Source organism: Salinicola endophyticus (assembly GCF_003206575.1).
Taxonomy (GTDB): Bacteria; Pseudomonadota; Gammaproteobacteria; order Pseudomonadales; family Halomonadaceae; genus Salinicola; species Salinicola endophyticus.
The window spans coordinates 228687-252108 of record NZ_PZJO01000006.1 but is presented as its reverse complement, the minus strand read 5'-3'; the positions used below and the strand labels follow the sequence as shown (position 1 = coordinate 252108).

25 protein-coding genes and 1 tRNA gene are annotated in these 23422 nt (G+C 59.6%); 18 read left to right on the top strand and 8 right to left on the bottom strand.

Going from position 1 to position 23422, the window contains the following annotated elements:
- The first annotated feature begins 140 nt into the window (after positions 1–140).
- Complete coding sequence (locus DOM66_RS14745; RefSeq protein WP_110690683.1) at positions 141–1796, top strand: acyl-CoA dehydrogenase family protein; 1656 nt, start codon at positions 141–143, stop codon at positions 1794–1796.
- Between the two features lie 12 nt (positions 1797–1808).
- Here the strand turns inward: DOM66_RS14745 and DOM66_RS14740 are convergent, their stop codons facing one another.
- Positions 1809–2417 carry a LysE family translocator gene (locus DOM66_RS14740; RefSeq protein WP_110690682.1) on the bottom strand — a complete coding sequence of 203 codons (609 nt, stop codon included), beginning with the start codon at positions 2415–2417 and terminating at the stop codon, positions 1809–1811.
- A gap of 248 nt (positions 2418–2665) precedes the next feature.
- On the opposite strand from DOM66_RS14740, the gene DOM66_RS14735 reads away from it, so the two are divergent.
- Together DOM66_RS14735 and DOM66_RS14730 are read left to right on the top strand one after the other, a co-directional pair.
- Positions 2666–2989, top strand: a complete 324-nt coding sequence (locus tag DOM66_RS14735; protein ID WP_110690681.1) for a glycine zipper domain-containing protein — start codon at positions 2666–2668, stop codon at positions 2987–2989.
- A 150-nt stretch (positions 2990–3139) separates the two neighbouring features.
- Positions 3140–3550: a carboxymuconolactone decarboxylase family protein gene (locus DOM66_RS14730; protein WP_110678980.1), complete on the top strand. Its 411-nt coding sequence runs from the start codon at positions 3140–3142 to the stop codon at positions 3548–3550.
- A 116-nt stretch (positions 3551–3666) separates the two neighbouring features.
- Here DOM66_RS14730 and DOM66_RS14725 read toward each other — a convergent pair whose 3' ends face one another.
- Positions 3667–4395, bottom strand: a complete 729-nt coding sequence (locus DOM66_RS14725) for a Crp/Fnr family transcriptional regulator (RefSeq protein WP_110690680.1) — start codon at positions 4393–4395, stop codon at positions 3667–3669.
- A 167-nt stretch (positions 4396–4562) separates the two neighbouring features.
- On the opposite strand from DOM66_RS14725, the gene DOM66_RS14720 reads away from it, so the two are divergent.
- Both DOM66_RS14720 and DOM66_RS19630 read left to right on the top strand, forming a co-directional pair.
- Positions 4563–4979 (top strand): hypothetical protein, encoded by a 417-nt coding sequence (locus DOM66_RS14720; RefSeq protein ID WP_110690679.1) that lies wholly within the window; start codon positions 4563–4565, stop codon positions 4977–4979.
- 130 nt (positions 4980–5109) lie between these two features.
- Positions 5110–5331 (top strand): hypothetical protein, encoded by a 222-nt coding sequence (locus DOM66_RS19630; protein ID WP_157958925.1) that lies wholly within the window; start codon positions 5110–5112, stop codon positions 5329–5331.
- Between the two features lie 849 nt (positions 5332–6180).
- Here the strand turns inward: DOM66_RS19630 and glpT are convergent.
- From glpT to DOM66_RS14705, 5 genes are all read right to left on the bottom strand, one after another.
- A complete protein-coding gene (gene glpT / locus DOM66_RS14715) occupies positions 6181–7503 on the bottom strand; it encodes a glycerol-3-phosphate transporter (protein WP_110690678.1) in 1323 nt (440 codons plus the stop codon).
- 548 nt (positions 7504–8051) lie between these two features.
- A complete protein-coding gene (locus tag DOM66_RS19625; RefSeq protein WP_157959061.1) occupies positions 8052–10043 on the bottom strand; it encodes a hypothetical protein in 1992 nt (663 codons plus the stop codon).
- Between the two features lie 919 nt (positions 10044–10962).
- Positions 10963–11913 (bottom strand): DUF2806 domain-containing protein, encoded by a 951-nt coding sequence (locus DOM66_RS14710; RefSeq protein ID WP_157959060.1) that lies wholly within the window; start codon positions 11911–11913, stop codon positions 10963–10965.
- Positions 11914–11931: 18 nt separating this feature from the next.
- Positions 11932–12486: a hypothetical protein gene (locus DOM66_RS19620; RefSeq protein WP_157959059.1), complete on the bottom strand. Its 555-nt coding sequence runs from the start codon at positions 12484–12486 to the stop codon at positions 11932–11934.
- Positions 12487–12628: 142 nt separating this feature from the next.
- The gene (locus DOM66_RS14705) at positions 12629–12919 is read right to left on the bottom strand and encodes a helix-turn-helix transcriptional regulator (protein ID WP_110690676.1); all 291 of its coding nucleotides are present in this window, start codon (positions 12917–12919) and stop codon (positions 12629–12631) included.
- Positions 12920–13030: 111 nt separating this feature from the next.
- Here DOM66_RS14705 and DOM66_RS14700 point away from each other — a divergent pair, with 111 nt between their 5' ends.
- The 13 genes from DOM66_RS14700 (at position 13031) to DOM66_RS14635 (ending at position 23109) form a co-directional block, all read left to right on the top strand.
- Positions 13031–13237 (top strand): DNA-binding protein, encoded by a 207-nt coding sequence (locus DOM66_RS14700; RefSeq protein WP_110675377.1) that lies wholly within the window; start codon positions 13031–13033, stop codon positions 13235–13237.
- Positions 13234–13968 (top strand): hypothetical protein, encoded by a 735-nt coding sequence (locus tag DOM66_RS14695; RefSeq protein WP_110690675.1) that lies wholly within the window; start codon positions 13234–13236, stop codon positions 13966–13968. The genes DOM66_RS14700 and DOM66_RS14695 overlap by 4 nt, the downstream gene beginning before the upstream one ends.
- The gene (locus DOM66_RS14690) at positions 13965–14171 is read left to right on the top strand and encodes a hypothetical protein (RefSeq protein ID WP_110678998.1); all 207 of its coding nucleotides are present in this window, start codon (positions 13965–13967) and stop codon (positions 14169–14171) included. The genes DOM66_RS14695 and DOM66_RS14690 overlap by 4 nt, the downstream gene beginning before the upstream one ends.
- A 370-nt stretch (positions 14172–14541) precedes the next feature.
- A complete protein-coding gene (locus DOM66_RS14680) occupies positions 14542–14892 on the top strand; it encodes a hypothetical protein (RefSeq protein ID WP_110690674.1) in 351 nt (116 codons plus the stop codon).
- A 41-nt stretch (positions 14893–14933) separates the two neighbouring features.
- Complete coding sequence (locus DOM66_RS20095) at positions 14934–15032, top strand: tail virion protein G7P-2 (RefSeq protein ID WP_223161995.1); 99 nt, start codon at positions 14934–14936, stop codon at positions 15030–15032.
- 100 nt (positions 15033–15132) lie between these two features.
- Positions 15133–15405: a major coat protein gene (locus DOM66_RS14675; RefSeq protein ID WP_110690673.1), complete on the top strand. Its 273-nt coding sequence runs from the start codon at positions 15133–15135 to the stop codon at positions 15403–15405.
- 93 nt (positions 15406–15498) lie between these two features.
- Positions 15499–17130, top strand: coding sequence for a hypothetical protein (locus DOM66_RS19615; protein ID WP_188115192.1), 1632 nt, complete (start codon positions 15499–15501; stop codon positions 17128–17130).
- Positions 17131–17132: 2 nt separating this feature from the next.
- Positions 17133–17483, top strand: a complete 351-nt coding sequence (locus tag DOM66_RS14660) for a DUF5455 family protein (protein WP_110690671.1) — start codon at positions 17133–17135, stop codon at positions 17481–17483.
- Entirely contained in the window at positions 17483–18556 is a 1074-nt protein-coding gene (locus DOM66_RS14655) for a zonular occludens toxin domain-containing protein (protein WP_110690670.1), read from the top strand. The genes DOM66_RS14660 and DOM66_RS14655 overlap by 1 nt, the downstream gene beginning before the upstream one ends.
- Positions 18537–19808, top strand: coding sequence for a secretin N-terminal domain-containing protein (locus DOM66_RS14650; protein ID WP_110690669.1), 1272 nt, complete (start codon positions 18537–18539; stop codon positions 19806–19808). Before DOM66_RS14655 ends, DOM66_RS14650 begins: the two co-directional genes overlap by 20 nt.
- On the top strand, positions 19805–20494 hold the full coding sequence (locus DOM66_RS14645; protein WP_110690668.1) for a TraX family protein: 690 nt from the start codon (positions 19805–19807) through the stop codon (positions 20492–20494). Before DOM66_RS14650 ends, DOM66_RS14645 begins: the two co-directional genes overlap by 4 nt.
- A gap of 330 nt (positions 20495–20824) precedes the next feature.
- Positions 20825–22120, top strand: coding sequence for a hypothetical protein (locus DOM66_RS14640; RefSeq protein WP_110690667.1), 1296 nt, complete (start codon positions 20825–20827; stop codon positions 22118–22120).
- A 110-nt stretch (positions 22121–22230) separates the two neighbouring features.
- The gene (locus DOM66_RS14635; RefSeq protein ID WP_245392451.1) at positions 22231–23109 is read left to right on the top strand and encodes a phage integrase; all 879 of its coding nucleotides are present in this window, start codon (positions 22231–22233) and stop codon (positions 23107–23109) included.
- 72 nt (positions 23110–23181) lie between these two features.
- Here DOM66_RS14635 and DOM66_RS14630 read toward each other — a convergent pair.
- A tRNA-Leu gene (locus tag DOM66_RS14630) sits at positions 23182–23268 on the bottom strand.
- Positions 23269–23422 lie beyond the last annotated feature (154 nt).

Here is a 23422-nt window from a genome sequence, read left to right as displayed (position 1 = left end):
GTCTCCTGCATCACCTTCCCCACAGGTTTCCCCTCGCTCAGACCAATGCCTGCCGCATTGGTCGAATATCACGCCAACGTCATCACCCAGCGCTATGCTCTAGAGCCACCCTGTCGAACCTGAGGCTTCGGAGGCCGCGCATGACCGATTACGCCCCGCGCACCGAGCTGGCCACCCACCGGGTCGAGAATCAGCCCGCCGCACTCGCCACCCGCGATCTCTGGGCCAGCGACACCGCCCTGCGCGACGCCGTCGCCCATGCTGCCCCAGCCTGGGTCGGCGAGCGCCTGGCGCGCCTGGGCCAGCGCCTGGGTCAGGCCGATATCGCCGAGTGGGCCGACCAGGCCAACCGCTACCCGCCCACGCTGCGCGCCTTTGATCGTTACGGCCAGCGCCTCGACGAGGTCGCCTACCACCCCGCCTACCATGCGCTGATGACGCTGGCGATCGAGGGCGGCTGGCACGCCGTGGCCTGGGAGCGCGAACACGATGGCGGCCATCAGGCCCATGTCGCCGGACTCTATCTGCTGACCCAGGCCGAACCCGGCTTCTGCTGCCCGCTCACCATGACCCATGCGGCGATGCCGGTACTGCGCCACCTCAGCGCCGACACCAGTTGGCAGCAGCGCCTGCGCGGCTGCCACTACGACCCGCGCGCGCTGCCGGCGTGGCACAAGTCGACCAACACCTTCGGCATGGCAATGACCGAAAAACAGGGCGGCAGCGACGTACGCCGCAACACCACCCGGGCCGAACCGGTCGAGGCCCCAGGCAGCGGCGCCTGGTATCGGCTGAGCGGACACAAGTGGTTCTGCAGTGCGCCGATGTCGGACGCCTTTCTCACCCTGGCGCAGACCGATGAGGGCCTTTCCTGCTTTCTCGCCCCACGCTTCACCCCGGATGGTGAGCGCAACGCGATCGAGCTCCAGCGGCTGAAAGAGAAGTGCGGCAACCACGCCAACGCCTCCGCCGAGATTGAGTACCGCGGCGCCTGGGCACAACTGGTGGGCGAACCGGGGCGCGGCGTCGCGGCGATTCTGGAGATGGTGCAGCAGACCCGTCTGGATGCCGCCACCGCGCCGGCCGGCATGATGCGCCAGGCGTTGAGCGCAGCCCACGCGCATGTCAGCGGGCGCGCGGCCTTCGGCGCCCGCCTGGTTGACCAGCCACTGATGCAGCGTGTGCTCGCCGATCTGGCACTGGAGGCAGAAGCCAGCCTGTGGCTGGCCATGCGCGGCGCCCGGGCCATGGACCGCGCCGCCACCGACGCCCATGAAGCGGCGCTGTCACGACTGCTGCCGGCGCTGGCCAAGTTCTGGCACAACAAGCGTGGCCCCGGCTTCATGGCGGAGGCGATGGAGTGCCTGGGCGGGATCGGCTACGTGGAGGAGTCGCCGCTGGCGCGCCTCTACCGTGAGGCGCCAGTCAATTCGATCTGGGAAGGCTCGGGCAACGTGATCTGTCTCGATGTACTGCGCATCCTCGCGCGTCACCCGGAGAGCATCGAGGCGCTGCGTCAGGAGCTGACACCGGCGCGCGGCGTGCATCCGGCGCTGGATGGCGCCCTGGCCGAACTCGACACCCTGCTCGCCGCCCCCGCCGAGACGCAGGCGGCGCAGGCCCGCTGGCTGACCCAGCGCATGGCCCAGGCGCTGCAGGCCGCGCTGCTGCTGCGCCAAGCGCCGACCGCCGTGGCGGAAACCTTCTGTGCCACGCGCCTGGCCGCGGCCACGCCGCAGTATGGCGTGCTGCCGACCGCCGCCCCGGTGGCCGAGATTCTGGCGCGGCTGGGATGAACGGCCGCCAGCTCAGCCCAGTGCGACCCTCGCTGCCAACCCCAGCAGTACCACACCGGTAAGGCGGTTGATCCATACCGCACGACGCTGCAGCCACGGCAGCACCCGCGAATGCGAGAGCAGCAGCGCCACCAGCACATACCAGCCGCCGTCCACCAGGGTCGCCGTAGCCACGATCAGCCAGCGCCCGGCGACACTCATGTCGGCACTCACGAACTGGCTCAGCAGCGCGACGAAGAACACGATCAGCTTGGGGTTGCCCAGCGCCACCAGCAGGCCATCGCGCATGGCCATACGGCGGCCACTGGCGACCTTCGCCACCCGCAACCCCTCGCCACGCCCGGCGCGCAGCGCCTGCACGCCTAGCCAGGCCAGATAGAGCGCGCCGCCCAGCGTCACGACTCGGAACAACCAAGGTTGATGCGCGATCACCGTAGCCAGACCGAGCACGGTCAGCCCGGCATAGAGCCCCACCCCCAGCGCATGGGTGAGCGCCGCGACCACCCCGGGCGCACGCCCGCCGCTGACGGTGTGGCGCATCACCATGGCCAGACTCGGGCCCGGCGACATCGCCCCCAGGGCGCAGATCAGCAAAAGCGACAACCATAGTTCCGGGGACACGCTGAACTCCTTACAAGATGCGGCTTCAAGTGCGGGCGGCACGACCACCGCGTGAGCCGGCCAAACAGGGGCGAGTGCAGACGTTAACCCCCGCCGGCGCCCGGGGCCAGTGCGTCGGCGTCACACGCTCGCCACCATCACCACGAACACGACCCTGCCCCGTATCTCCCTACCGGTGTCGCTATCTGTCGCCAGGACACTTTTCCCCGTCTACGCTGTCACAGGTCCAGACACCAGGGAGGTGGACCATGAGCCTATTCAAGCGTGATGACTCGCAGACGCGAGCCGAACGTATCCGCGACGACATCCATGATATTGGCGATCAGAGCCGGGCGCTGGGACGCGACCTGCGCGACGAGACCGCGGACGCCATCGAAGAAGCCCGCCTGCGCAGCGAAGAGCAGTATGCCCGCACGGCAGCCGAAGCCCGCCGGCGCCAGCGTCGTCTGCGCCATTCGACCCACCGCTCTCTCGACGAGTGCGACCGCTACGTGCACGATCATCCGTGGCGGGCCATCGGCGCCGCGGCCGCCGCAGGCGCAGTGATCGGTCTGCTGCTCGGCCGTCGCTGACGCGAGTCGCGTGCGGGCGAGCAGTGAGAAACCGCACGTGACAACCATAGTTTCAATGATTAACCACGATCAAACTTTACAATCGAAGCTGTGGAATATTGAGAACGATAGTCGTTTAATCGTGGCACACCCGCTTTCAGGAGATCCGAGATGAGCGCTGATAAGTGGCAGACGATCGACGTGAAACATGTCGACAGATCCGCCAGATCCCTACATGCCTGTTCGCTGGACCCATCGATCCGCTGTCTGGCGGAGTTGCGCGCGTCTCAGATCAACGGCTGCCTGACTTGCACTCACTTCCGCCAGGAGCAGGCCGAGGCGCTGGGCATCGCCCCCAGCAAGCTCTCGGCGCTCGACGCCTGGTCCGAATCCGACGAATTCGACGAGCGTGAAAAGGCCGCGCTGGCCTGGTGCGAATCCTTCACCCGCTTCCGCCCGGCCGATCCGGCCATGCGCAAGCTGGCACTCACCGCGTTTTCCGCGCGTGAGCTGGCCGATCTGACCATGGCGATCGAAATGACCAGCGCGCTGAGCCGCGCCTCGCGCCGCGCCGCCATCTGATCGCGTCGTCAGCCCCCGCCAGCGCTCATCCTCGAAACCCCGCTTCGGCGGGGCTTTCGTCGTTTCCCGTCAGGAAACACGCCAGCCAGGCAACCCCGTCAAGAGAACAGTCAGCGCTACTCCACCAGCTCGATCTCATCATGCAGATGGCCCACGATGCTCCCCTCGGCCTCCAGCGCCCCTGGATCGAGCAGATGTACCCAGCCACGCAGGCGACGCAGCACCCCCTCCTGACGAAAGGCGGTCAAGGTCCGGCTGACATGTACCGGTGACAGCCCCAGCGCATCGGCGAGCTGCTGCTGTGACAGCGGCACGCGGAAGCGATCCTCGATCGAGTCGTCGTTGCGCTTGGTGCGCGAATAGAGTTCGAACAACAGATAGGCGACCCGCTGACGCGCGCTGCGCCGCGACAGGTGCACCAGCCGCTCGCTCAACAGGGCCTGCTGGTAGGAGGCGACCGCAAAACACAGGGAGGTCAGACGGGAGGAGTCGCGGAAGATCTCGATCAGCCGCCGATGCGGTGTCAGGCGGATCTCGCCATCTTCCAGCATCGCCACGCTCGACAGCCGCTGCTTGAAGGGAAACTCGCGCAGACCAATCACATCCCCCGGCATGAACACCTCGAGGATATGGCGGGTGCCATCCGCCAGATCACGAAACGAATACGCCCAACCCCGGCTCAGGGTGCCGAACTCTCGCGCGGCATCGCCCTCGCGCCAGAACACCTGCCCCTTGGCCATCGCCAGCGCCGGACCTTCCAGACCATCGAGCCGGCGGCACTCGCTGTCGGATAATCTGCCATAGTGTTTGAAATGCTGAGATAGACAGCCTTCCTGCTGACCCATGCTTCCGTGCCTTCTTGAAATTTTTCAGGCATGACAGCATGTTAGGGAAACGAGTTATATAACACCGGTTAGATCGGCACGCGAAATGGCACCCAAGGGATCAGGCTCACCAGCGACCTGCCGATAAACAATCGAAGCCCTCTTCAGCGACGACAGGACGTTACCCCATGCAAGAGAGTGCAGATTTCGACTACGAGGCGCTGTGGCAAACCGCGTTCCAAGGCGCCCTGTCCAAGCATGGCGTCGACCATTCGGAGACGAACAATCAAGACCCGGCTTACCAGGAAGCCCTGCGCGAAGCCTTCGGTTTCTTCCTGCTCACCTGCTACGCCGCCTCGATCCGCGAATCCCGCGCCACGCCCTGGTGTAGGCTGGAGGGGCTGGATGCCGCTCGACTGGTGGCCATGGAGACACTCAAACTCCATCCGCACAACGCCCGCTCGATGGTCGAGCAGGATCTGATCTGGGCGCTGCAGTCGGAGCTATACCGGTTCACGCTCCCGGAGGCCGCTCAGAACGTCTGCCGCCAGGCCTTGAACGCCGCCGGCCTGGCCACATGTCTGGGCGAGGCACCCAGCGCCTGAGCCATGAAGGACAGGCTCGGCACCGCCCGGCTGGCGCAGGCATGAAGAAATCCAGAGCACTGCCGATAAAACGATGAGATTGCTAACAAAAGTTAGCAATCTCTTTCATGGCTGTGACAAGGAAGAAGTCGTGCGCTTCACCAAACACGAACTGGAAAGGCTCCCCGAGCGCAAGCGCAGCCGGCGCCAACCGGGAAGCCTAGCAAGCCTGGCAGCAGAAGCGGGTATGCCGCTGGGTACCCTCAAGAGCCGGGTCAAGACCCTGGTCGACCGGGGCTACGATCGCGACAAGGCGATCAAGCTGGCACTGGAGACGCCCATTGGCCCACAAGGGAGACCCCGCAACCCTTGACGTATCCGAGGCCGGGGTAGAGAGGGAAAGTGCGGTGAACGGAACAAGTCGGCGGGGAAGCGACAGCGGGGGCCTCCCGATCGCCTGATGTTCGTTTGTCCAACATAGCGCCGTGGCGCCGTTCTGATGAGAAAGCGGATGCGCTGTCAGCGCAAGGGCTCATTATACTTAGCAGCCAATCGGTTGTTACAATTTTCCCATGCTGCACCACCAGAAATCGGCGTAGACTGCCTTGGTGAATCGCGCTATCGACCGCCGCGATGGGTCGCAAGGCGTTCGGTTCATGACAGATACAGACGACCATGAACGGAAGTGCGCATACAAGTGCACTCGAGGCAGTTCATAACGCAATACCGCCCGCGGCCGCCCTCCTCAGCCATGGAGACCAGCGCGCCGTGGGCTTTTCATTGCACGATGTCTAGCAGAGGCGTGAAGCGCAATCTCTCCCTCTGCTGACATAGCGCCTCCAGCCTCAAGCCGACCGAGCAAGCGTTTCCGAACATCCTTCTGCAATATCGAATGGAAACAAAAATATTCAATATTGGAAGACCTAAACAGTGCAAAAACCACTCTTATAACGCATGCTTAAACAATGAAAGCCATTATGCGATCGGCCACGACCGATGCTGGCTGTACCCCGTTCATGGTCGCTTCTCTGAGCGATCTTTTCGCCCGATGCCACTGCATCGGGCTTTTTTTGCGCTGCTGTTCCCAATACTGCCCAGAATTCAGCGCTCTTCATGGGAACAGCTATCAGCCATTGACCGGGGCCATTCGCTCCGCCCTGTACCAGAGACGCAAACGCCCCGACGGCATGGCCGTCGGGGCGCTCTGACTGCAGGATGGCGATCAGCGCGAAGCGTGACGCGACGTCATCGCCAGCAGCACGATGGCGAGCACACAGGCGCCGATCAGCAGCGCGAATCCCCCATCCCAGCCATAGGCATCCACGGTGTAGCCTACCAGCGCACTCGCGGCGACCGAGCCACCCAGATAGCCGAACAGGCCAGTGAACCCCGCCGCGGTGCCGGCCGCCTTCTTGGGCACCAGCTCGAGCGCATGGAGACCGATCAGCATCACCGGGCCGTAGATCAAGAAACCGATGGCGATCAGGCTGAACATGTCGAGCATGGCGTGTCCAGGTGGTGTCAGCCAGTAGAGCGCGGTGAACAGGGTCACCAGCACCATGAAGGTGATTCCGGTTGCCGCCCGGTTGCCCTTGAACAGCCGATCGGAGAGCCAGCCGCACAGTAGCGTGCCCGGAATACCCGCCCACTCATAGAGGAAGTAAGCCCAGGAGGATTTATCGACGGTGAAGCCCTTCACCTCCTGCAGATAGGTGGGCGCCCAGTCGAGCACGCCGTAGCGCAGCAGGTAGACGAAAACGTTGGCCAGCGCGATATACCACAGCAAACGGTTCTTGAGCACATGCTCGACCAATATCTCGCGGGTGGAGAACTCCTTTTCATGGGAGTCATCGTAACCCTCGGGATAATCGTTCTTGTACGCCTCGATCGGTGGCAGCCCGCAGGTCTGGGGCGTATCGCGCATGGTCAGGAGAGCGAACACCGCCACCCCCACCGCCACCGCAGCGGGCACGTAGAACGCTGAGTGCCAATCGTTGTACCAGGCCATGCCCAGAATGAAGAGCGGCCCGATCAACCCACCGCCGACGTTATGGGCGATGTTCCAGGTCGACACGATGCGCCCGCGCTCTTTCTGCGACCACCAGTGCACCATGGTTCGACCACAGGGCGGCCAACCCATGCCCTGCACCCAGCCATTGAGGAACAGCAACACGAACATGATCACCACACTGGACGTGGCCCAGTCGGTAAAGCCGAACAGGAACATGATCAGCGCCGAGAGCAGCAGCCCGGTCGGCAGAAAGAGGCGCGGGTTGGAACGGTCGGAGACCGCGCCCATCAGAAACTTCGAGATGCCGTAGGCCACCGAGACCCCAGCCAGCGCCACGCCGAGATCCCCACGGGAGTAACCCTGCTCTACCAGATGCGGGATCGCCAGGGTGAAGTTCTTGCGCACCAGGTAGTAGCCCGCGTAGCCGAAGAAGATCCCGGCGAAGATCTGCCAGCGCAGCCGCCGATAGACCGGATCGATACGCGCCTCGGGCAGCCGCGCCGCCGCGCCACCCGCCTTGAAGATGCCTAGCATGATTACCTCGTGAACACGGAATGAGTGCCGATACCCCACCGGCCGACTCGCCGACAGGCAGGCGAGCACGATGTTCACTTTCGAAAGCGAACGGACGCGCAAACTGTCATATTTCTGTCATATAAGCTGCTAGGCTTTAGTCTAATGGCGCCCGTGAGACGAGCCGTAAGGCACGAAAGGTCTGGCTTTCAGGGTTATGAGCCGCAAGAGCGGGAGATGCGAGGTTGGTGTCGCCAAAGGGCAGGCACCAGGCCTGGTTTGAGAACACGTTTGCAATCAATGTGCAGAAATGAACATCCGGCAGCGCGGGGAAGGCTCCCAGAGTCGTCCTCACGCGAACAAGGTCAGCGATGATCAAATCTGGGAAGGCATCTGGTTTCTAATTGCGGATTTTGAAAGCGACCATACACCGGTTCATACTGGCTAGTTGTCATTGGAATCAATGGCTTACCTCATCCCAACTGCTCGTACTGGCTTGCTTGTTCTAGATATCGTGGATAATCTGTGGTCGCTTGGTCAGCAGCAATCATATTCCCACTCTTTTTTTATTAAGGTCTTGTCATAAATTCGTGCTCACCTAAAAGCAATTTAAAACAAGAGTCATCGTAAACCTCGGCATTCCCTAAAGCCCTCGAAATATTCAGCCTAAAGAGCCTTGCCAATTCAAACGCCTGAGATATCGAACTTATCCCGTAAGAACCTCCTGACATCTTGGTTATCATAAAAACGACCTGATCCAAATAGTCATGCCCGTTCTCAATCAATGAGTTTATGTGTTTTGACGAGGAAGCAGAATGAACAATTAAATTGCGAGTCCTATAAATTCGCCTAATTTGCCAAGTCACTTTTTCCTCATGCTTTTCAATGGACTCGATCATTTTCCTAGGTGTCTTAAAACACTCATGCATAGTAAATAGTCTATACCTAAGAAGATGAAAATCTTTTAGCTTTTCGTACAATTCAGATCTTACCACATCGCAGTTCTCACTCAGCACGACCTGCATGACCTTTTCTCTTAAAGACATACTGTCACTATCAGGAACTTTCTTAAGAGCGGACCTTACCGCCCCCCTATCCCACCGTATCAAATCTTGTGCCAGATTTTGCACTAGCCTCGCAAAATACTCCATACCCAAAACGGGCACTATCGAATTTATTATCTGATTGATCTTTGATGTTGCTGCTGATGCAGGTACTAGTGACTCCAAGGCAATCCAAAGATTCAACAACTGATTCTCAGGCTCCGAACTGTTCACACTTAGCCCATGAAAATCCACTATCCTGGCAAATTTTTTAAAATCTGAATCACGCATGCTAAAATTTTTGAGCATCCAAGTTAAGCTTTCAGATGCCATTCCAGGTTTCTGATCTTTGACCTTCTCAATTGGATTAGTGGGCATTTTCATCATTAACGGCAGCTCATCCCCGACCTCTTTTACCATAGCCTTATCTCTCCATTTTATTTGATTTTTATGGTGATAGAGCGTAAAAAGATCTCTAAGCCTTCCAAGGTTAGCATTAGCAAGCTCTCTGGCACTATAATAATCAATGGCGCTTATACCACTCACTTCGGCCAACACTTCATCACTACCAACCTTATACTTCTCCTTTATCGCTAGGCTTTTAAATTCTTCTGGCATTTCCTCACAAATTTTGACATCAAACGCTTGCTCCGCCGCATCTTTGACGTCAGCAAACAAAGAAGACACAATGAACACGGCCTTGAATTGCTTGTGAGCAGGCCATATTAGTTTGATATACTCAAAAAAAACACTTTCGTCTTCTATATTCGGCCTGCCATTTTGACCGTAGAAAAATGACACAGTTTTTGTATATAAATCCTGCTTATGACACCCCATGTTCACAAGTGTCGTAAAAACCCCACCTGCCAAACTATCAATTTCCTTCTTAGCCCCCCGTCCAATAGCTTGAGCTAGTAACGCGCACCCTCTCTCGAAATATCGATCCGGCCTCAAGGTTTTGCTTAAAACTTCCAGCCTTAGCTTTACTTTTTCTAGCGACTCATTTTTTGGGTCAAGAACATAATCCTTTGACTCCAAGTCCATTAGCTCTTTAGCTATTTTATCAACAGACAAACTCCATCTCAGCTCCTCCAGCACAGGATCTAAGTTCTTAGAATCAATAACACCATTTTCAATATTACCAATAAGCGCGATTGCTTCAAGGCATAAAAAAGAAGAATTCAACGCCATCGTCTTATAACTATCCAAAGTATATTCAAAAAGTATTTCTTCGGACCGTTGTGCAAAAAAAAGCAAAGGCTCACGGGCACCAAACTCGCCCCATTTCGAAACGTTTCTAAATCTCATAAAACAATTTATTCCCTTTCGTTTTTTGTTTACAGACCCTTGATAACCTTGAGCGTCTAATGCGCTCTTTCCATCCGCCCGTCCATCACTGATTCCCTGTGTTCCCCGGTACCAGCGCGCCGGTACCCGTCTCGCGACTCGGTATCCGTGCCTGTCTTCTTGAACATCCGGCAAAACGAGGCCCTGCCGCGTGTGGCTAATCGGCAACATACCACAGCGACTGCTCTCGGCAATCGCTACATTAGGCGGTCTGGACGGTGTGACCTGGAAAGATAGATAGAGGGAATGAAGGCGGGCCAGAGCGGCCGACATCAAAGAGAAGGCGGACAGATACAGAGGAAGCAGGCGCTATTGGCTGCCACGGGCAGCGTATAACCAAAGGCTCGGGCGAGATGATGGAACGAGCAAATAGACGCCGCTGGATACCTGGGCACGAGGCGCGACCAGACTGCGACCAAAAAACGTAAGGGGGGAGGTGTTTCAGGGGGATGTGGCGCTAAGCCACTGATTTCACACATGGTGCCGGCGGTCGGACTCGAACCGACACACTGTCTCCAGCGGCGGATTTTGAATTCTAGTTTAAGAATGTCAGTGGCTGTCTTTGACCGAAAAAACAGCCACTTACGAAGCTCTCAAATCGTCAGCGGACGTCTCTAGGCGTCAAGCCCGTCGACACTTGGTTGACACGTCTACAGGTAGGAACACCACGATGATGGAGACGTAAATCGGCGGATTTTGAACGCGAACCCGAAAAAGCCCACTATGGTCAGTTCCTTGCAAATTCAGCCGCTTGCGCATTAGTAGTGTTCTGCTGCGGTTCGCTCTGCTTCGCCAGAGTGGACAGTATTGGTCATTGGCTGATTTTCACTTGCCACCTAGCGTATCCATTATAGTCCGCCCTTGGAAATTTGGGCGTTTGCAGATTATTGTGTTCTACGACTTACTCTGCGCCTTCAAAGTGGATAGCACACGGGAAGTTGGCCTTTGAAGAAAGGCCACATAAGCAATGTTAAATCAAAATTAATCAAAGCCGCTTAACCCTACAACAGCAGACTAAAACTCATACAAAAAGCGGCAAGCATAAAACCAACATTGCCCAACATCAAAAGAACTCAAATCTAGAAGAATTTCACTTCCGCATAATTTTTAGATCCAACTGCTTTCTAAAGACCTCCACAAGAATTTCCTCAGCCGCCCCTTTAAACTTATCGGACGACTTAAAGCCTTGCCCTTCAATGTAGCCTTTCATTAACTCATACACTTCAACATCAGGCTCAATATCACATATTGTTGCCACTTCCCTTCCATATCTAGTCAGAACTATATTGCCAGTTTTCAGCCTATCTATAGACTCAATAGCATAGCATGAAACATTATCATGATACAAAATAAAAAGCTCTCCGCTTTTATTTTTATCGCCGTCTTTTGTGAAAAAAGGATTGCTGACTCCATACCCTGTTAGAGAGCTAAAATTTATAAGACCATCTGTTTCAAACTCTTGCAGCTTGAGAAAATTCAACCCTTTCTTAATCAGCAAATCAGACATGCTTTCATAATCCACAAGCAATTCTTCCTTGTTATAAAAAAAGGCAATAAAGCTACATAGCCGCGAAAACAAAACAGCCGACTCCCTATCAATCTTGGATATTATGTCTATTGTTTTTTTGGAATATGATCCAGACTTATTAGCTTCTCCTGCTAAAACTCTTGCCCACATCTCCTGCATATACTCAGCCGAGACATTTTCGCACTTGTCAAAGAAGTCTGCAATCCAGTCTTCGTCAAGTTCTTTTATGTCATTTTCCTCGTTCAGGTGGCTCGTCGATCTGTATGTGATATTCTCAATATTTCTTTGCTTCCTGGTCTCTTGTGCGACCACTCTGTTAACAGCTCTACCTTCTATCTCTGTTAGCTCCTGCTCAGCGAGCGCATTCATTTTTCTGACGGCTATGTCGGCCTTGGCCACTCGTTTCATTTGCCATGGCTTTGCAATCCCACCAACCCCATCGGAAACTTTGCTTATTAGCTCTTTTGCCGCCTCACCAAACGATTCCGCATTAATTTTAATCAAAGAGTCCATTTTCGCCTCCATGCTTTATTAGTTATCACGCCGAGAGTCCACCAACCAAAAACCATTCGTGCATGTCGCTACTGGCTTTTTTATGCCTGGGATATAAAATGCAACGCTATCTATTCCTACGCTCTTTATCTCATCTAGCATTTCATTCGAACAGATCCCGTTTTGAGCATCCGAGGCGTATTGTCCGGCATAATTTCTTACATCAACTGCATAGCAATGGGCATCTTGCCTGCTGCCGCAGTCAAAATACACTTTTATTGTTTTTGAGTAGCGAACCCCAGTTCTTTTGCCATAGATATCGTATGTTTCTTTACCGTATAGCTGCTGTTTATTCCAAGCATTCAGATCGACAAACATTTGATCACTGCTTTGATACCTATAAATCCTAACAGGATCGAGAGCAAAGCTGTTAATGCGCTCTCTATTATGCCTTATTATATTTTTCAAACCATAAAGACGAACTTCATCTTCGGTAGGTGCAGGAGGTCTTTCAGACAACATATTCACGCTGCCGTTGAAGGATAAAAGCAGCACTACTCCAATCATCCCTCTCAGAATGAGATCCGCCCACATTTCCCCCCCCCTTTTTCTTTACTTCAGGCCGTCACCTCATGTTCAAATCCAATGGTAGATCCTTGGCAGTGTTGAGCGTCTACGCGCTCTCTCCTTTAACCCACCCAGCACTAATTCCCTGTTCCCCGGTACCAGCGTTCAGCTACTTGCCTTGCGACTCGGTATCCGTTCCGGTCGGCTTCAGCCGATCTCGTGTTCTCTCTATCTCAGGAGTCGACTGTCCATCCCCATCTTCAAGCGGGATCTCATTCAGCCATTTCGCAAACTGCGGGTATGCCTTCTGTACAGCCCTCAGCGTCTCAATTGAGCACTTCATCCGGCCCAGCTCTGTGCTGTGGATGGTGTGCACGCTTATGCCCGTTTTATCAGCAAACTGCGGCCTGCTTAGATCAAAAAGTTCTCTGATCTCACGGATTTTTTTTCCTTCGTCCATTGCGAGTACGATCCTACACGGGTAGCATCTTACTCACTGAGTAGGATTCTACCTATTGGTTAATAGCACACCAAAAAGCCTATCACAGACAAACAAAGGCGGCTTACGACAATGGAACCCAGCAAATCGCCCCAGGTCCCGGCCATCGTGCCCCTGATGACCAAAGAGCGCTTCTCGCTACTCACGGGCCTCTCCATCGACATCATCGAGGGGCACTTGCGCCGTGGTTACCTGCCCTCCTACAAGTTGGGCCGCCACCGCATGATCAACATCGCCCTACTCCAGGCCGAGCTGCTGGAAGGGGATGACTGGGGATGATCCAGGTCACGTTCGCCAACCTCGTCGCTGATGACCCAGCCAAGGGCACGGCCTTTTACCTCGACGGCGAGTTCGCGGGTGTCATCCGTAAGCACACCGCCCCCACGGCAGCCCACGCCGTCGACTTCCATCGCGCATTCTGGCGCCCTATCCGTTTTCTTGAGGCTCGCGGCCATGTCGTCGTCGCTGATCGATCCGCTGCCCTACGTCTTGTGTCTCGGCTTGCTCTACGTCTGGCTTACCGCCAACTGAGGTCTCGCGCTCGGGCTATCTGCAACTCCCAGTGTGCCAAGAGCTTCTATCAGCTCGTCCTCGATAGTCTGGATGCCCAGCGCCGCTTATCCCGCGTTCTGATCGATCAGCGCACCTGGAATGACCCCAGCCAGGGCAACGGGTCTCGCGATCTCGCGTTCACTCCTGAATGCGCATCGCTCGAGCCCGTGCCCGTTGCGCGTCCCGCCAAGCGCGTCTTCAACGTCTACCCGGCGTTGACCTACAACCTTTTGCACTACACCGACGGCACCTATCGCCGCGTCACTGCCGCTGACATCCAGGCCGGGGCCGACCCACGCCCCGCCAATACCGCGTTCCCCTTCGCCCAGGTCACCGGTGGCTCGCTCCCCCCGTCGCCTGCCTCTGCCGGTACCCGGGCGCTTTTTATTCCCCCGACCGTGTCGCGTTTCGTGGCCGGTCATCGCCACGCAGTCCCCACCCTGAGGAACACCCAATGACCACGACCAAGAAACAGCCCGTTCGTGTGTTCCTGGACCAGAGCGACCACTCCCGGTTTCTCGTCCAGGCAGGCACCAACCGCCTGACCCCTTCCGCCCTGGGCGAACGGCTTATGCAATACGGCCTGACCCTGCTGGAAAGCGGCGACCGCTCGCCGTTGGAAGGGGGCACCACCCCGGCCCGCCCGGACTCCGGGGCCTAAGTCATGTTGCTGCCTGCCCGTCACCCGTCGCCCATCGGTCGCACGGCTTCCCAGGCCGGCACCGCGCCCCCCGTCATACCCTGCGCAGCACGGGTTGACGGGGGGCGCGGGATCGGCCGCCGTGCATCCCGACCGATGGACGACGGGCAAGGGTGGGTAGCCGCCTGCCCGGAGCCCCGAGTCTTGAGGGAGCGGGCCAAGCGGTGCCTCCAGGGCCGTGACTACGGTCACGCCGCCCTGCTCTACGCCCAGGCGGAACACCTAACCCGGATGCTCGACCCCGAGTCGTCCGATCTCACTGAGCTAGTCGTACTCGCTCGCCACTGCCACATCCTGGCAACCCGGTACCAACGCTGAAAGGAACCTCACCATGTCCATGATCAACACCATCATCGCCCGCGTTTCCGGTGCTTCCCGCTACGAATTCGATGGCCGCAAGGGCGGCAAGGTCAGCGTCATCAACGAAGTCGACGCCGACAACGACAACCAAGTCGGTATGCAGTGCTCCGACATGTCCGCCGACTTCTCCATCGTCGATCAGATTCGTAACGCCGGGGTCGAGCTGCCGTGCAATCTCGAACTCGATATCGAGCTGCGCATGGTTCGCGCCGGCCAGAACAAGCAGCAAACCACCTCGATGCACGTCATCGCCGTGCGCCTCCCCAAGGGCGCGGGTGCGGCACCTTCGAGCGCCAAGGCCGACACGGCCAAGGCCAACTGACGCCCTCGCCTCGACCGTCAACGACTTAGGAGGAACCACAGATGACTGACGACCAGTTCAATGCCCTGTGGCTCCTCACCTTTTGTATCGGGCTCGTCCTCGCGTTCGGGCTCGGTGCAATCAAGGGTGGCCAACGATGAGCCCCTCGGAACTCATCGGCTACCTGCTCGGCGCCTACGCCCTCGGTTGGGCGTGGGGCAAAACCACACTCGCGTTCAAGCAATTTGCGGAGAAAACCCTATGAAAACCCAACTGAAAGACGCGCTCGTCACGACCCGCAACGCCGCCCGTTCGATCCCCGGCAAGGTCGCCATGATCGGCGTCGGCACCATCGCCACGGCCAGCGCCGCCATGGCCTCCGACTCCGGCGGCTCGGCTGCCTCTCAGGCCTTCTCCGAACTCTCCAGCCAAGCCAGCAGCATGGCTGGCGAAGCGTGGCCGGTGGTTACCGCCATCGTCGGCTCGCTGCTCGCCATCGGGCTGTTCAAGAAGTTCGCCAACAAGGCCACCTGATCCGGTGGTTAAACCGGTCCCGCTGTCCGCCCTGGGCGCATACCGGGGCCGGTCGCCAGGGGCCTTTCGAGGCCCCTTTTTCATGGGTGCGTTATGAGAAGTCTTCTACTGCTGTTCTTACTGGCGATCTCTTTGCCTTCCCGCGCCGATGACTGGTCGTTCGTCGTGTCATCGGGCTACCGCAAAGCCTCAACGTGCTCTATGGCGCTCTCTGCGGAACGCCGCTCTACCTACCAGGAAGCCCTGCGCATCACCAAAGGCAACTTGCCATTAAGAATCAAGACCGATCCGAACAGTACGTGGTGCGAAAAGAAAACCGGCGACGACGGCATCAGCAAGGTATATCGCACCCGTCCTTACGCTTACTCCGTCTTCAAATATCTCGGATCACCCGCCGACATCCCCGCCTCCGATTTGGCGGCGGATACGATTTACAACATCGCTTATACCGATGAGCAGTGCCAAGCCGCTTACGGTGGCGAGATGCGCTCGGTGACGGTCCCGTCTGGCTCCCTCAATACCGCCAATGCCTACGTCAATACCGGCGCCTGCAAGCTCTACCAGACGCCCGGCGTCACCTTCTGCACCAATAATCCCGACGGCACTCAAGAGTGTTCTACCGTCTGGCGCGCCGAATCCACCGGCGAACCGAACGACCCCGATGCCGAAGGCGCGACCGTCGAAGAGTCACCGTTTCAACTCACCGACAACCCATCGAGCTGCGCCAACGGCTCCTACTCATCCGGTGGCAAAAGCTACTGCTACACCGGCCAATCGAGTGACATCAACACCATCCATATCGGCGACGACGGTAACCCGGTGACCGATGACGGCGGCACCGACACCGGGGGCAATACCGGTGGTGGCGATACCGGATCGGGCAGCGATGGGGGATCGACTGTGGGTGGCGGCTCATCGGGCGGTGGATCGACCGGGGGCGGTGGCTCATCGGGCGGTGGATCGACCGGGGGCGGTGGCTCATCGGGTGGCGGCGGTGGTGGCGCTTCCGGTGGGGGTGGCGCTTCCGGTGGGGGTGGTAGTACCGGTGGCGGCTCATCCGATGGCGGTGGCGGATCTTCCGGTGGTGGCTCCACCGGGGGTGACACCTCGACCGGTGGCGGTGATACCTCGACCGATGATGACGCCACGCCCCCCGACGACACCGATACGCCCTCCGAAGGCGATACCGGCAGCAGCGACAGCGGCAACAACGACAGCGGCGACGGCGAAGAGAGCGAAGAACCCGGCGATGGCCTCGACGCCGTACTGGATGCCATCGGCGGCGTGCGCAAGGCGATCAACAACGGCTTTTCCAACCTCGTCGACACCTTCACCAACCAGGACGGCGCCCCTACCGCGGCCGATGTCGAGAGCGAGTTCGATGGCCAGGGCCTCACCGACGACCTGATGAGCCAGCTCGATACCCAGAACGAAGACGTACAGGGCGAGATCACCCAGCGCTATCGCGACCTGTTCGAGGATGACAGCAGCCTCCTGGGCAAGGGCCTTAGCTACGTCAAAGGCGTGGCCACCGCTTGGCTCCCCGAGATTCCCGGTGGCGGCGGCTGTGTCCCGCTCACCTTCAGCTTCCAAGGCCACACCGTCACCATCGAGTGCCGCGTCTTCGATCTGATCAAGGCCGCGCTCTCCTGGCTGCTGTTCTTCTTCACCTGCTACCAAATCACCATGATCGCGCTGTCCTATCGCAGCGCCTCGGAGGGCTGACCATGGGTGCGCTCGTTCGGCTGCTCTTCACCGCCCTGATTCCGCTGGCGCGTAACTTTTTCAAGCACTTCGGGACGTGGTTTCTCCAGTTCTTCTTCTGGCTCAAGGTCGCCCGCTTCGGCCTGTTCCTGATCAAGGTCGGGATTTTCGTCGCCCTGATCACCGGCACCGCCGACGTGATTTCCAGCATCGTCGATAGCCTCACCGTGGCCATGCCCTCGGTGCTGGCCGATGGCGTCAACCGCATCCTGCCCGACAACTTCTCTACCTGTGTCTCGGCCATCGTGCTGGCCAAGTTCACGGTCATGGCCCTGCACGTCAAAGACCGCGTGCTGGGCCTTGGGGGTGTGTGATGGCGGTCTATGTCGTCACCGGCAAACTGGGCGCGGGCAAGACGCTCGTCGCCGTGGGCAAGATCAAGGACAAGCTCAACCACGGCTGCCCGGTGGCCACCAACCTCGACCTGCGCCTGCATAAGCTGGTCGGCGAACGCGCGCGCAACACCCGCGTCTATCGCATCCCCGACAAGCCCCAGCTCGCCGACCTGGAAGCCATCGGCCGTGGCAACGACACCTACGACGAAGCCAAGAACGGCCTCCTGGTGCTCGATGAGTGCGGCACCTGGTTCAACTCCCGCTCCTGGGCCGACAAGTCGCGCCAGGCGGTCATCGACTGGTTCCTGCACGCGCGCAAGCTCGGCTGGGACATCATCTTCTTGATCCAGGATCTCTCGATCATGGATAAGCAGGCCCGCGTGGCGCTGGCTGAGCACGTCGTCTACTGCCGCCGCCTCGATCGGCTCTCGCTTCCGATCATCGGCTCCCTCTGGTCGATGTTCGCCGGGGGCAAGCTGCCGATGCCCAAGCTCCACCTCGGCATCGTCAAATACGGCGACTCCCCGCAAAGCCTCGTCGTCGAACGCTGGACCTACACCGGCCGCGCGCTCTACCCGGCCTACGACACCAAGCAAGCCTTCTCCGACGCTTACCCGCACCAGACCTACTCGATGCTGCCGCCGTGGCTCACCCATGGCGTGTTCCGCGTCCCCCGCGATGCGAGGTTCTACATGCGCATGACCCGTATCTACTGGAAGCGCTTCAACCGCCCGCTTCTGGTCACCCTGGCTTTTCTCCTGGGCATCGTCCTCACCACGTCCGTGCTCGTCGTCGATCAGGTCGACGCCCGCAACGCCGACCTCGAGGCCACGCCCGATCCTGCGCCCGCACTCGATCTCTCCCGCTTCGACCGCGCGCGCATCACCGGCTACGCCCAACTGGGCGACCGCACCACCTACCGCCTCCTGGACGGCGACCACCGGCCCACCACCAGCGACGACCTCGAACGCCTCGGCCTCGACGTCATCCCGATGGGTGCCTGTCATCTCCGCCTCGGCTCTGGAGCCCACCATGTCGACATCGGTTGCTAATCTCGCCCGCGCGGCCCTCACCGCTGGCGCCCTGCTGCTCACGTCCACCGCCCACGCCATGCCCATCGACATGCAGGACGCGGACGTGCGCGACTTCGTGCACTGGTACAGCCAGGAAACCGCCACGCCCATCGCCATCGACCCGCGCGTCAACGGCACCCTCACCGTCTACGCCCCGGACGTGCCGCCCGATCAGCTCCCCGAGTTCTTCCAGGGCGTCATGCAGTCCCACGGCTATCAGCTCGCCCCCGGCAACCCGCCGACCCTGGTCCCGGCCAAGGCCGACCAGACGTTCATGAGCCGTATCGCCACCCCGGCCCCTCGGGAGCCCAGCGTCTCCCGCGTGCTGCCGATCAACCACCTACGCGCCGGCGATCTCGCGCCCCTGGTCGACGCCTTCCTGGCCCAGAGCACGCCCGGTAGCCTTCAGTCATCCCGCGCCCAGGTGCTGCACGCCGCTAACGCGCTCTTGGTCAGCGGTCCCCCCGACCGCATCCAGGCGCTCGAACGGCTGCTGCCCCAGATCGACGTCACCCGCGCCCAGGTGCTCATCCGCGCCCTGATCTTCGAAACCAACGACGGCGACACCCTCGACCTCGGCGTCTCGTTTGGCCGCGCCCGCGCTGGCAGCAACCCCGCCGGGGGCTTCAACACCTCCGGGCTCGGCCGCGCGCTCTCGGTGCCCGGTGGCTCGTTCGGCATCTTCGACGGCGACGTGCTGGCCCTGGCCGTCAACGCGATCCGCCGCGACTCCAACGCCCGTGTTCTCTCGACGCCCCAGATACTGGCGCTCTCCGGCCAGCGCGGCACCATCTCGGTCGGCCAGAATGTCCCCTTCATCACCGGGCGGGTCACCGGCGAAGCGGCCAACATCGAAAACCCCTTCCAGACCATCGAGCGCCGCGATATCGGCATCACCCTCAACGTGCTGCCGGTGGTCACCCCCTCGGGCCTGATCGTCATGGACGTGGGTACCGCCGCCGACAGCCTCACCGACTCCGTGCTGGCGTCCGACATCATCACCAACCAGCGCAGCATCAACACCACGGTACAGATTCACTCCGGCCAGTCGGTGCTCCTGGGCGGCCTCGTCTCCGAAGAGAATCGGCAGCAGCAGAACCGCGTGCCGGTGCTCTCCGACATCCCCGTCATCGGCGCCCTGTTCCGCTCCACCTCGACCAGCCACCAGACCAGCAACCTCTATGTGCTGCTGCAAGCCACCGTGCTGCCTACCCGGGAGGCCGCCTCATGACGCGCACCAACGCCTGGATACCGCTCGCCCAGTGGCTCGCGATTCTCGCCATGTCGCTGGAACACGCCACCAAGTTCATCTGGCCAGACTCCCCCGCCGTGCCCTGGGCGATCCTGGTCGGGCGCATCGCCTTCCCGCTGTTCGCTGGGATGGTCGCGTGGCATCTGCTGCACAACACCCGCCGCCCGCTGCGCTACGGCTGTCGTCTGCTCCTGGTCGGCCTCGTCGCCCAACTCCCTTACGCCCTGGTCGTCACCCCGGACAAGCTCAACGTCTGCTTTACCCTGGGCCTGGGGCTGCTCGTTGTGGTGCTGCTGGTTCGTCTCGAGGAGCGCACTCTACAGCTCGCCGCCGGGCTCGTGCTGCTGGTGCTCGCCCTCGCTATCGATCCCTGGATCGAATATGGCCTCCTCGGGCTGCTGCTGGTGCCCGCGTTCGCCCTGGCGTTCCGCTATCCCCAGCACACCGCCGCCACCATCCCGGTCCTGTTCACCTCGATCCTCGTCAACGCCACCCCGGCCCGCATGGTCGTCAGCCTCGCTACCGCCGTCGTGCTCATCCTGCTGGCCAACGGGTCTCTCTCCTGGCGCATACCGGTCCCGGCCATACCGCGCCCCCTGCGGCTCTCCTGGTACCCGCTGCATCTGCTCGTCATCACCCTGGCTACCGGAGGCATCACGTCATGAGGGGATCAACACGGACTGCCGGGGACCGACGACTAGTGAGTGGGGGTAAACGAATCTGTCGTCGGGCAACGGGAGTCGACAGCCGCTTGCCAACTTGCCTAATTCTCCAAGGCTAAAAAAAAGCAGGTGTCATTAGCCGTCACTGTTTGTCAGTAACGGAAAACACTTGAACCATTCTGCTTTTCTTCATGCAGGACAGTGACTTATGAAAAAACACGCATCACCATCGAGTCATTGGATAGGCGAGACCCTCCCTGTAACACGTCTCGCACATTGACCTCCGAAACCTCCATAAACCGTCACTAAGCGTCTTTATCAGGAGAACACTTTATGAACCGTTGGGAACGCTACTCCATCGCCTCCCTGATCGAGAATCGGGAAGATCCCAAAGGCCGTTTGTTCCTGAGTCCCAAGGGCCAGCGCCAGCTCGATCACATCAAGCTCCTCCACGCAGGCGTCGACACCGTGCGCCAGCTCTACGCCGGGAAGCCCTGCATGGCGCTCTTCGATCAAATCATCGAGGTCTACCGCGAAGGCCGGGGCGCCACCATGGACCTGTTCGGCACCACCTGGAGCGTCGGCGCGGGCAACACCCAAAGCGGCTTCCGCTACCGCCTGCAGAACAACGACCTGGGCGTCATCGTCCTGTTCTACGCCCGGCACGTGAAGGCCGAAGACATCGGCACCCACCTCAAGATCGAGCTCTCTCCGCACTTCATCCACGAACACAGCACCGCCGACGTGCAAGCCTACCTGGACAGCATCGCCAAGCAGCTCCTCGCCTACGTCGAGCCCATGGGCTGTGCCGTGCACCTCGCGCTAGACGTCCAGGGCTGGCAGCCCCCCGCCGACTTCATGGAACGCTTCGTCACCCGCTCCAAGAAAGTCACGCGCATCAACGGCATCGACGACTTCAGCTTCAACCACGGCCACATCGCCACCTCCTACGGCAACGCCGAAACCTTCATGTTCGGCACCGCGGGCGCCCTCCAGTGCTGCATCTACAACAAGACCAAGGAGGCCCACTACCGCGACAAGATCCACTTCTGGGAGAGCATCTGGCAGAAAGCGGCCGGCGATGACCCCATGGCCTCCGACTACAACCCCGACAAGCCGGTCTGGCGAATCGAGATGCGCTTTCATCAGTCGGTGCTGCGTGAGTTCGCCCAGGGCACCCCCTGCAACGTCGACACCGGCGAATGCCTCGACATGGACCACGGCTTCAAGCGCTTCACCGACACCGTGCCCCACCTCACCGGCCTCTGGCGCACCGCCATGGGCAAGTATCGACTCGACCACGCCCGCAACCTCATCGACTGCGTGTGGCAGCTCCTGCAGGAAGACGCCCGCTTCTACGACCACGAACCCCACCTCCTCTACAAGCGAGCGCGCAAGGCCCCGGGGCTCGGCAACGAAAAGAACGTCGCCCTGGTCGTGGGTAACCTCATCTCCCTCTACGCACGCCAGGGCTTCACCATCCAGCAAGCCATGCAAGGGCTCTCCCGCTGCGGGGCCTGGGACGACATCGCCAACTACTACCGCCGACGGGGATTGGATGCGGGACAGCTACGCCAGCTCATCGAACAGCGGCTGGTCGAGAGGCGATTACTCGGGAAGGCTGCCTAGTGGCGATCAGAAAGACAGCCAGCGGCTGGCAAGTCGATATACAACCTGGAGGACGTGGGCACCGGCGCATACGCAAGACGTTTCCGACCAAGCTGGAAGCCCAACGCTTCATGACCCTCACGCTCGGCAAGGCTGCGGCGGGGGAAGACTACGCACCCAAGAAACGCGACAAGCGGCGGCTGCGTGACCTCATCGGCCTCTGGTATGAATTCCATGGCGTCTCGCTCAAGGACGGCAAGCGTCGCTACGCACAGATGCTCGCCCTCGCCGACATGATGGGCAACCCGATAGCCTCCACCATCACCGCCATGGACGCCGCACGGTTCCGGCAAAAGCGCCTGGCTTCAGGGATCACGCCCACCACCGCCAACCACGATCAGGCCCACCTGCGCGCCGTCTTCAACAAGCTGACCAAGCTCGGCGAGTGGCACCAGGGCAACCCCTTTGCCAGCCTCCAGCCGCTGCGCCTCGACGAAACCGAACTCAGCTACCTCACCGAAGACCAGATAGCCCGGCTGCTCGAGATCCTCGACCGTCGCGCCAACAAGGATGCCCTCCTGATCACCCGGCTCTGCCTCGCCACCGGTGCCCGTTGGTCGGAAGCCCAGTATCTGCGCGCCGAAAACCTCCGTGACGGTCGTGTCACCTTCACCGGCACCAAGAACGGCCGTAACCGCACCATCCCGCTGCATCCGGGGCTCTACCAGACGCTGATCGAACACGCCCCCAAGGTCGGGCGCGTCTTCCCAACGACCGGATATAACCCGTTTTCGGATGCGATCAAGGAGGCGGGGATTCAGCTCCCCAGGGGGCAGAGAACGCACGTGTTACGCCACACCTTTGCCAGCCATTTCATGATGAATGGCGGCGACGTATTAACGCTGCAAAAGATACTGGGACATCAGACGATTACGATGACGATGCGCTACGCACACCTGTCCCCCGACCACCTCGCGGACGCGATCAAGTACGCCCCGAAAATCGGTTGACACTGCGTTGACACATCGAGAAAAAAGCAGGAATCAAGCGGAGGGAAAAACGCTATAAGTGCTTGATTTGCATGGTGCCGGCGGTCGGACTCGAACCGACACACTGTTTCCAGCGGCGGATTTTGAATCCGCTGCGTCTACCAATTCCGCCACGCCGGCAGCGGAGTGGCATTATACGGACCCCGGCCTTTGCGTCAATCACTGCGCTGACTTCGCTCCCCGCCTGCTTTATCATGGCGCCCTCGCGAGGGTTGCCCGCCGGCCCTCGATGCCGCGTCAGCGGCCTGTTTCGAGTGGCCGCGGTCGCCTGCGG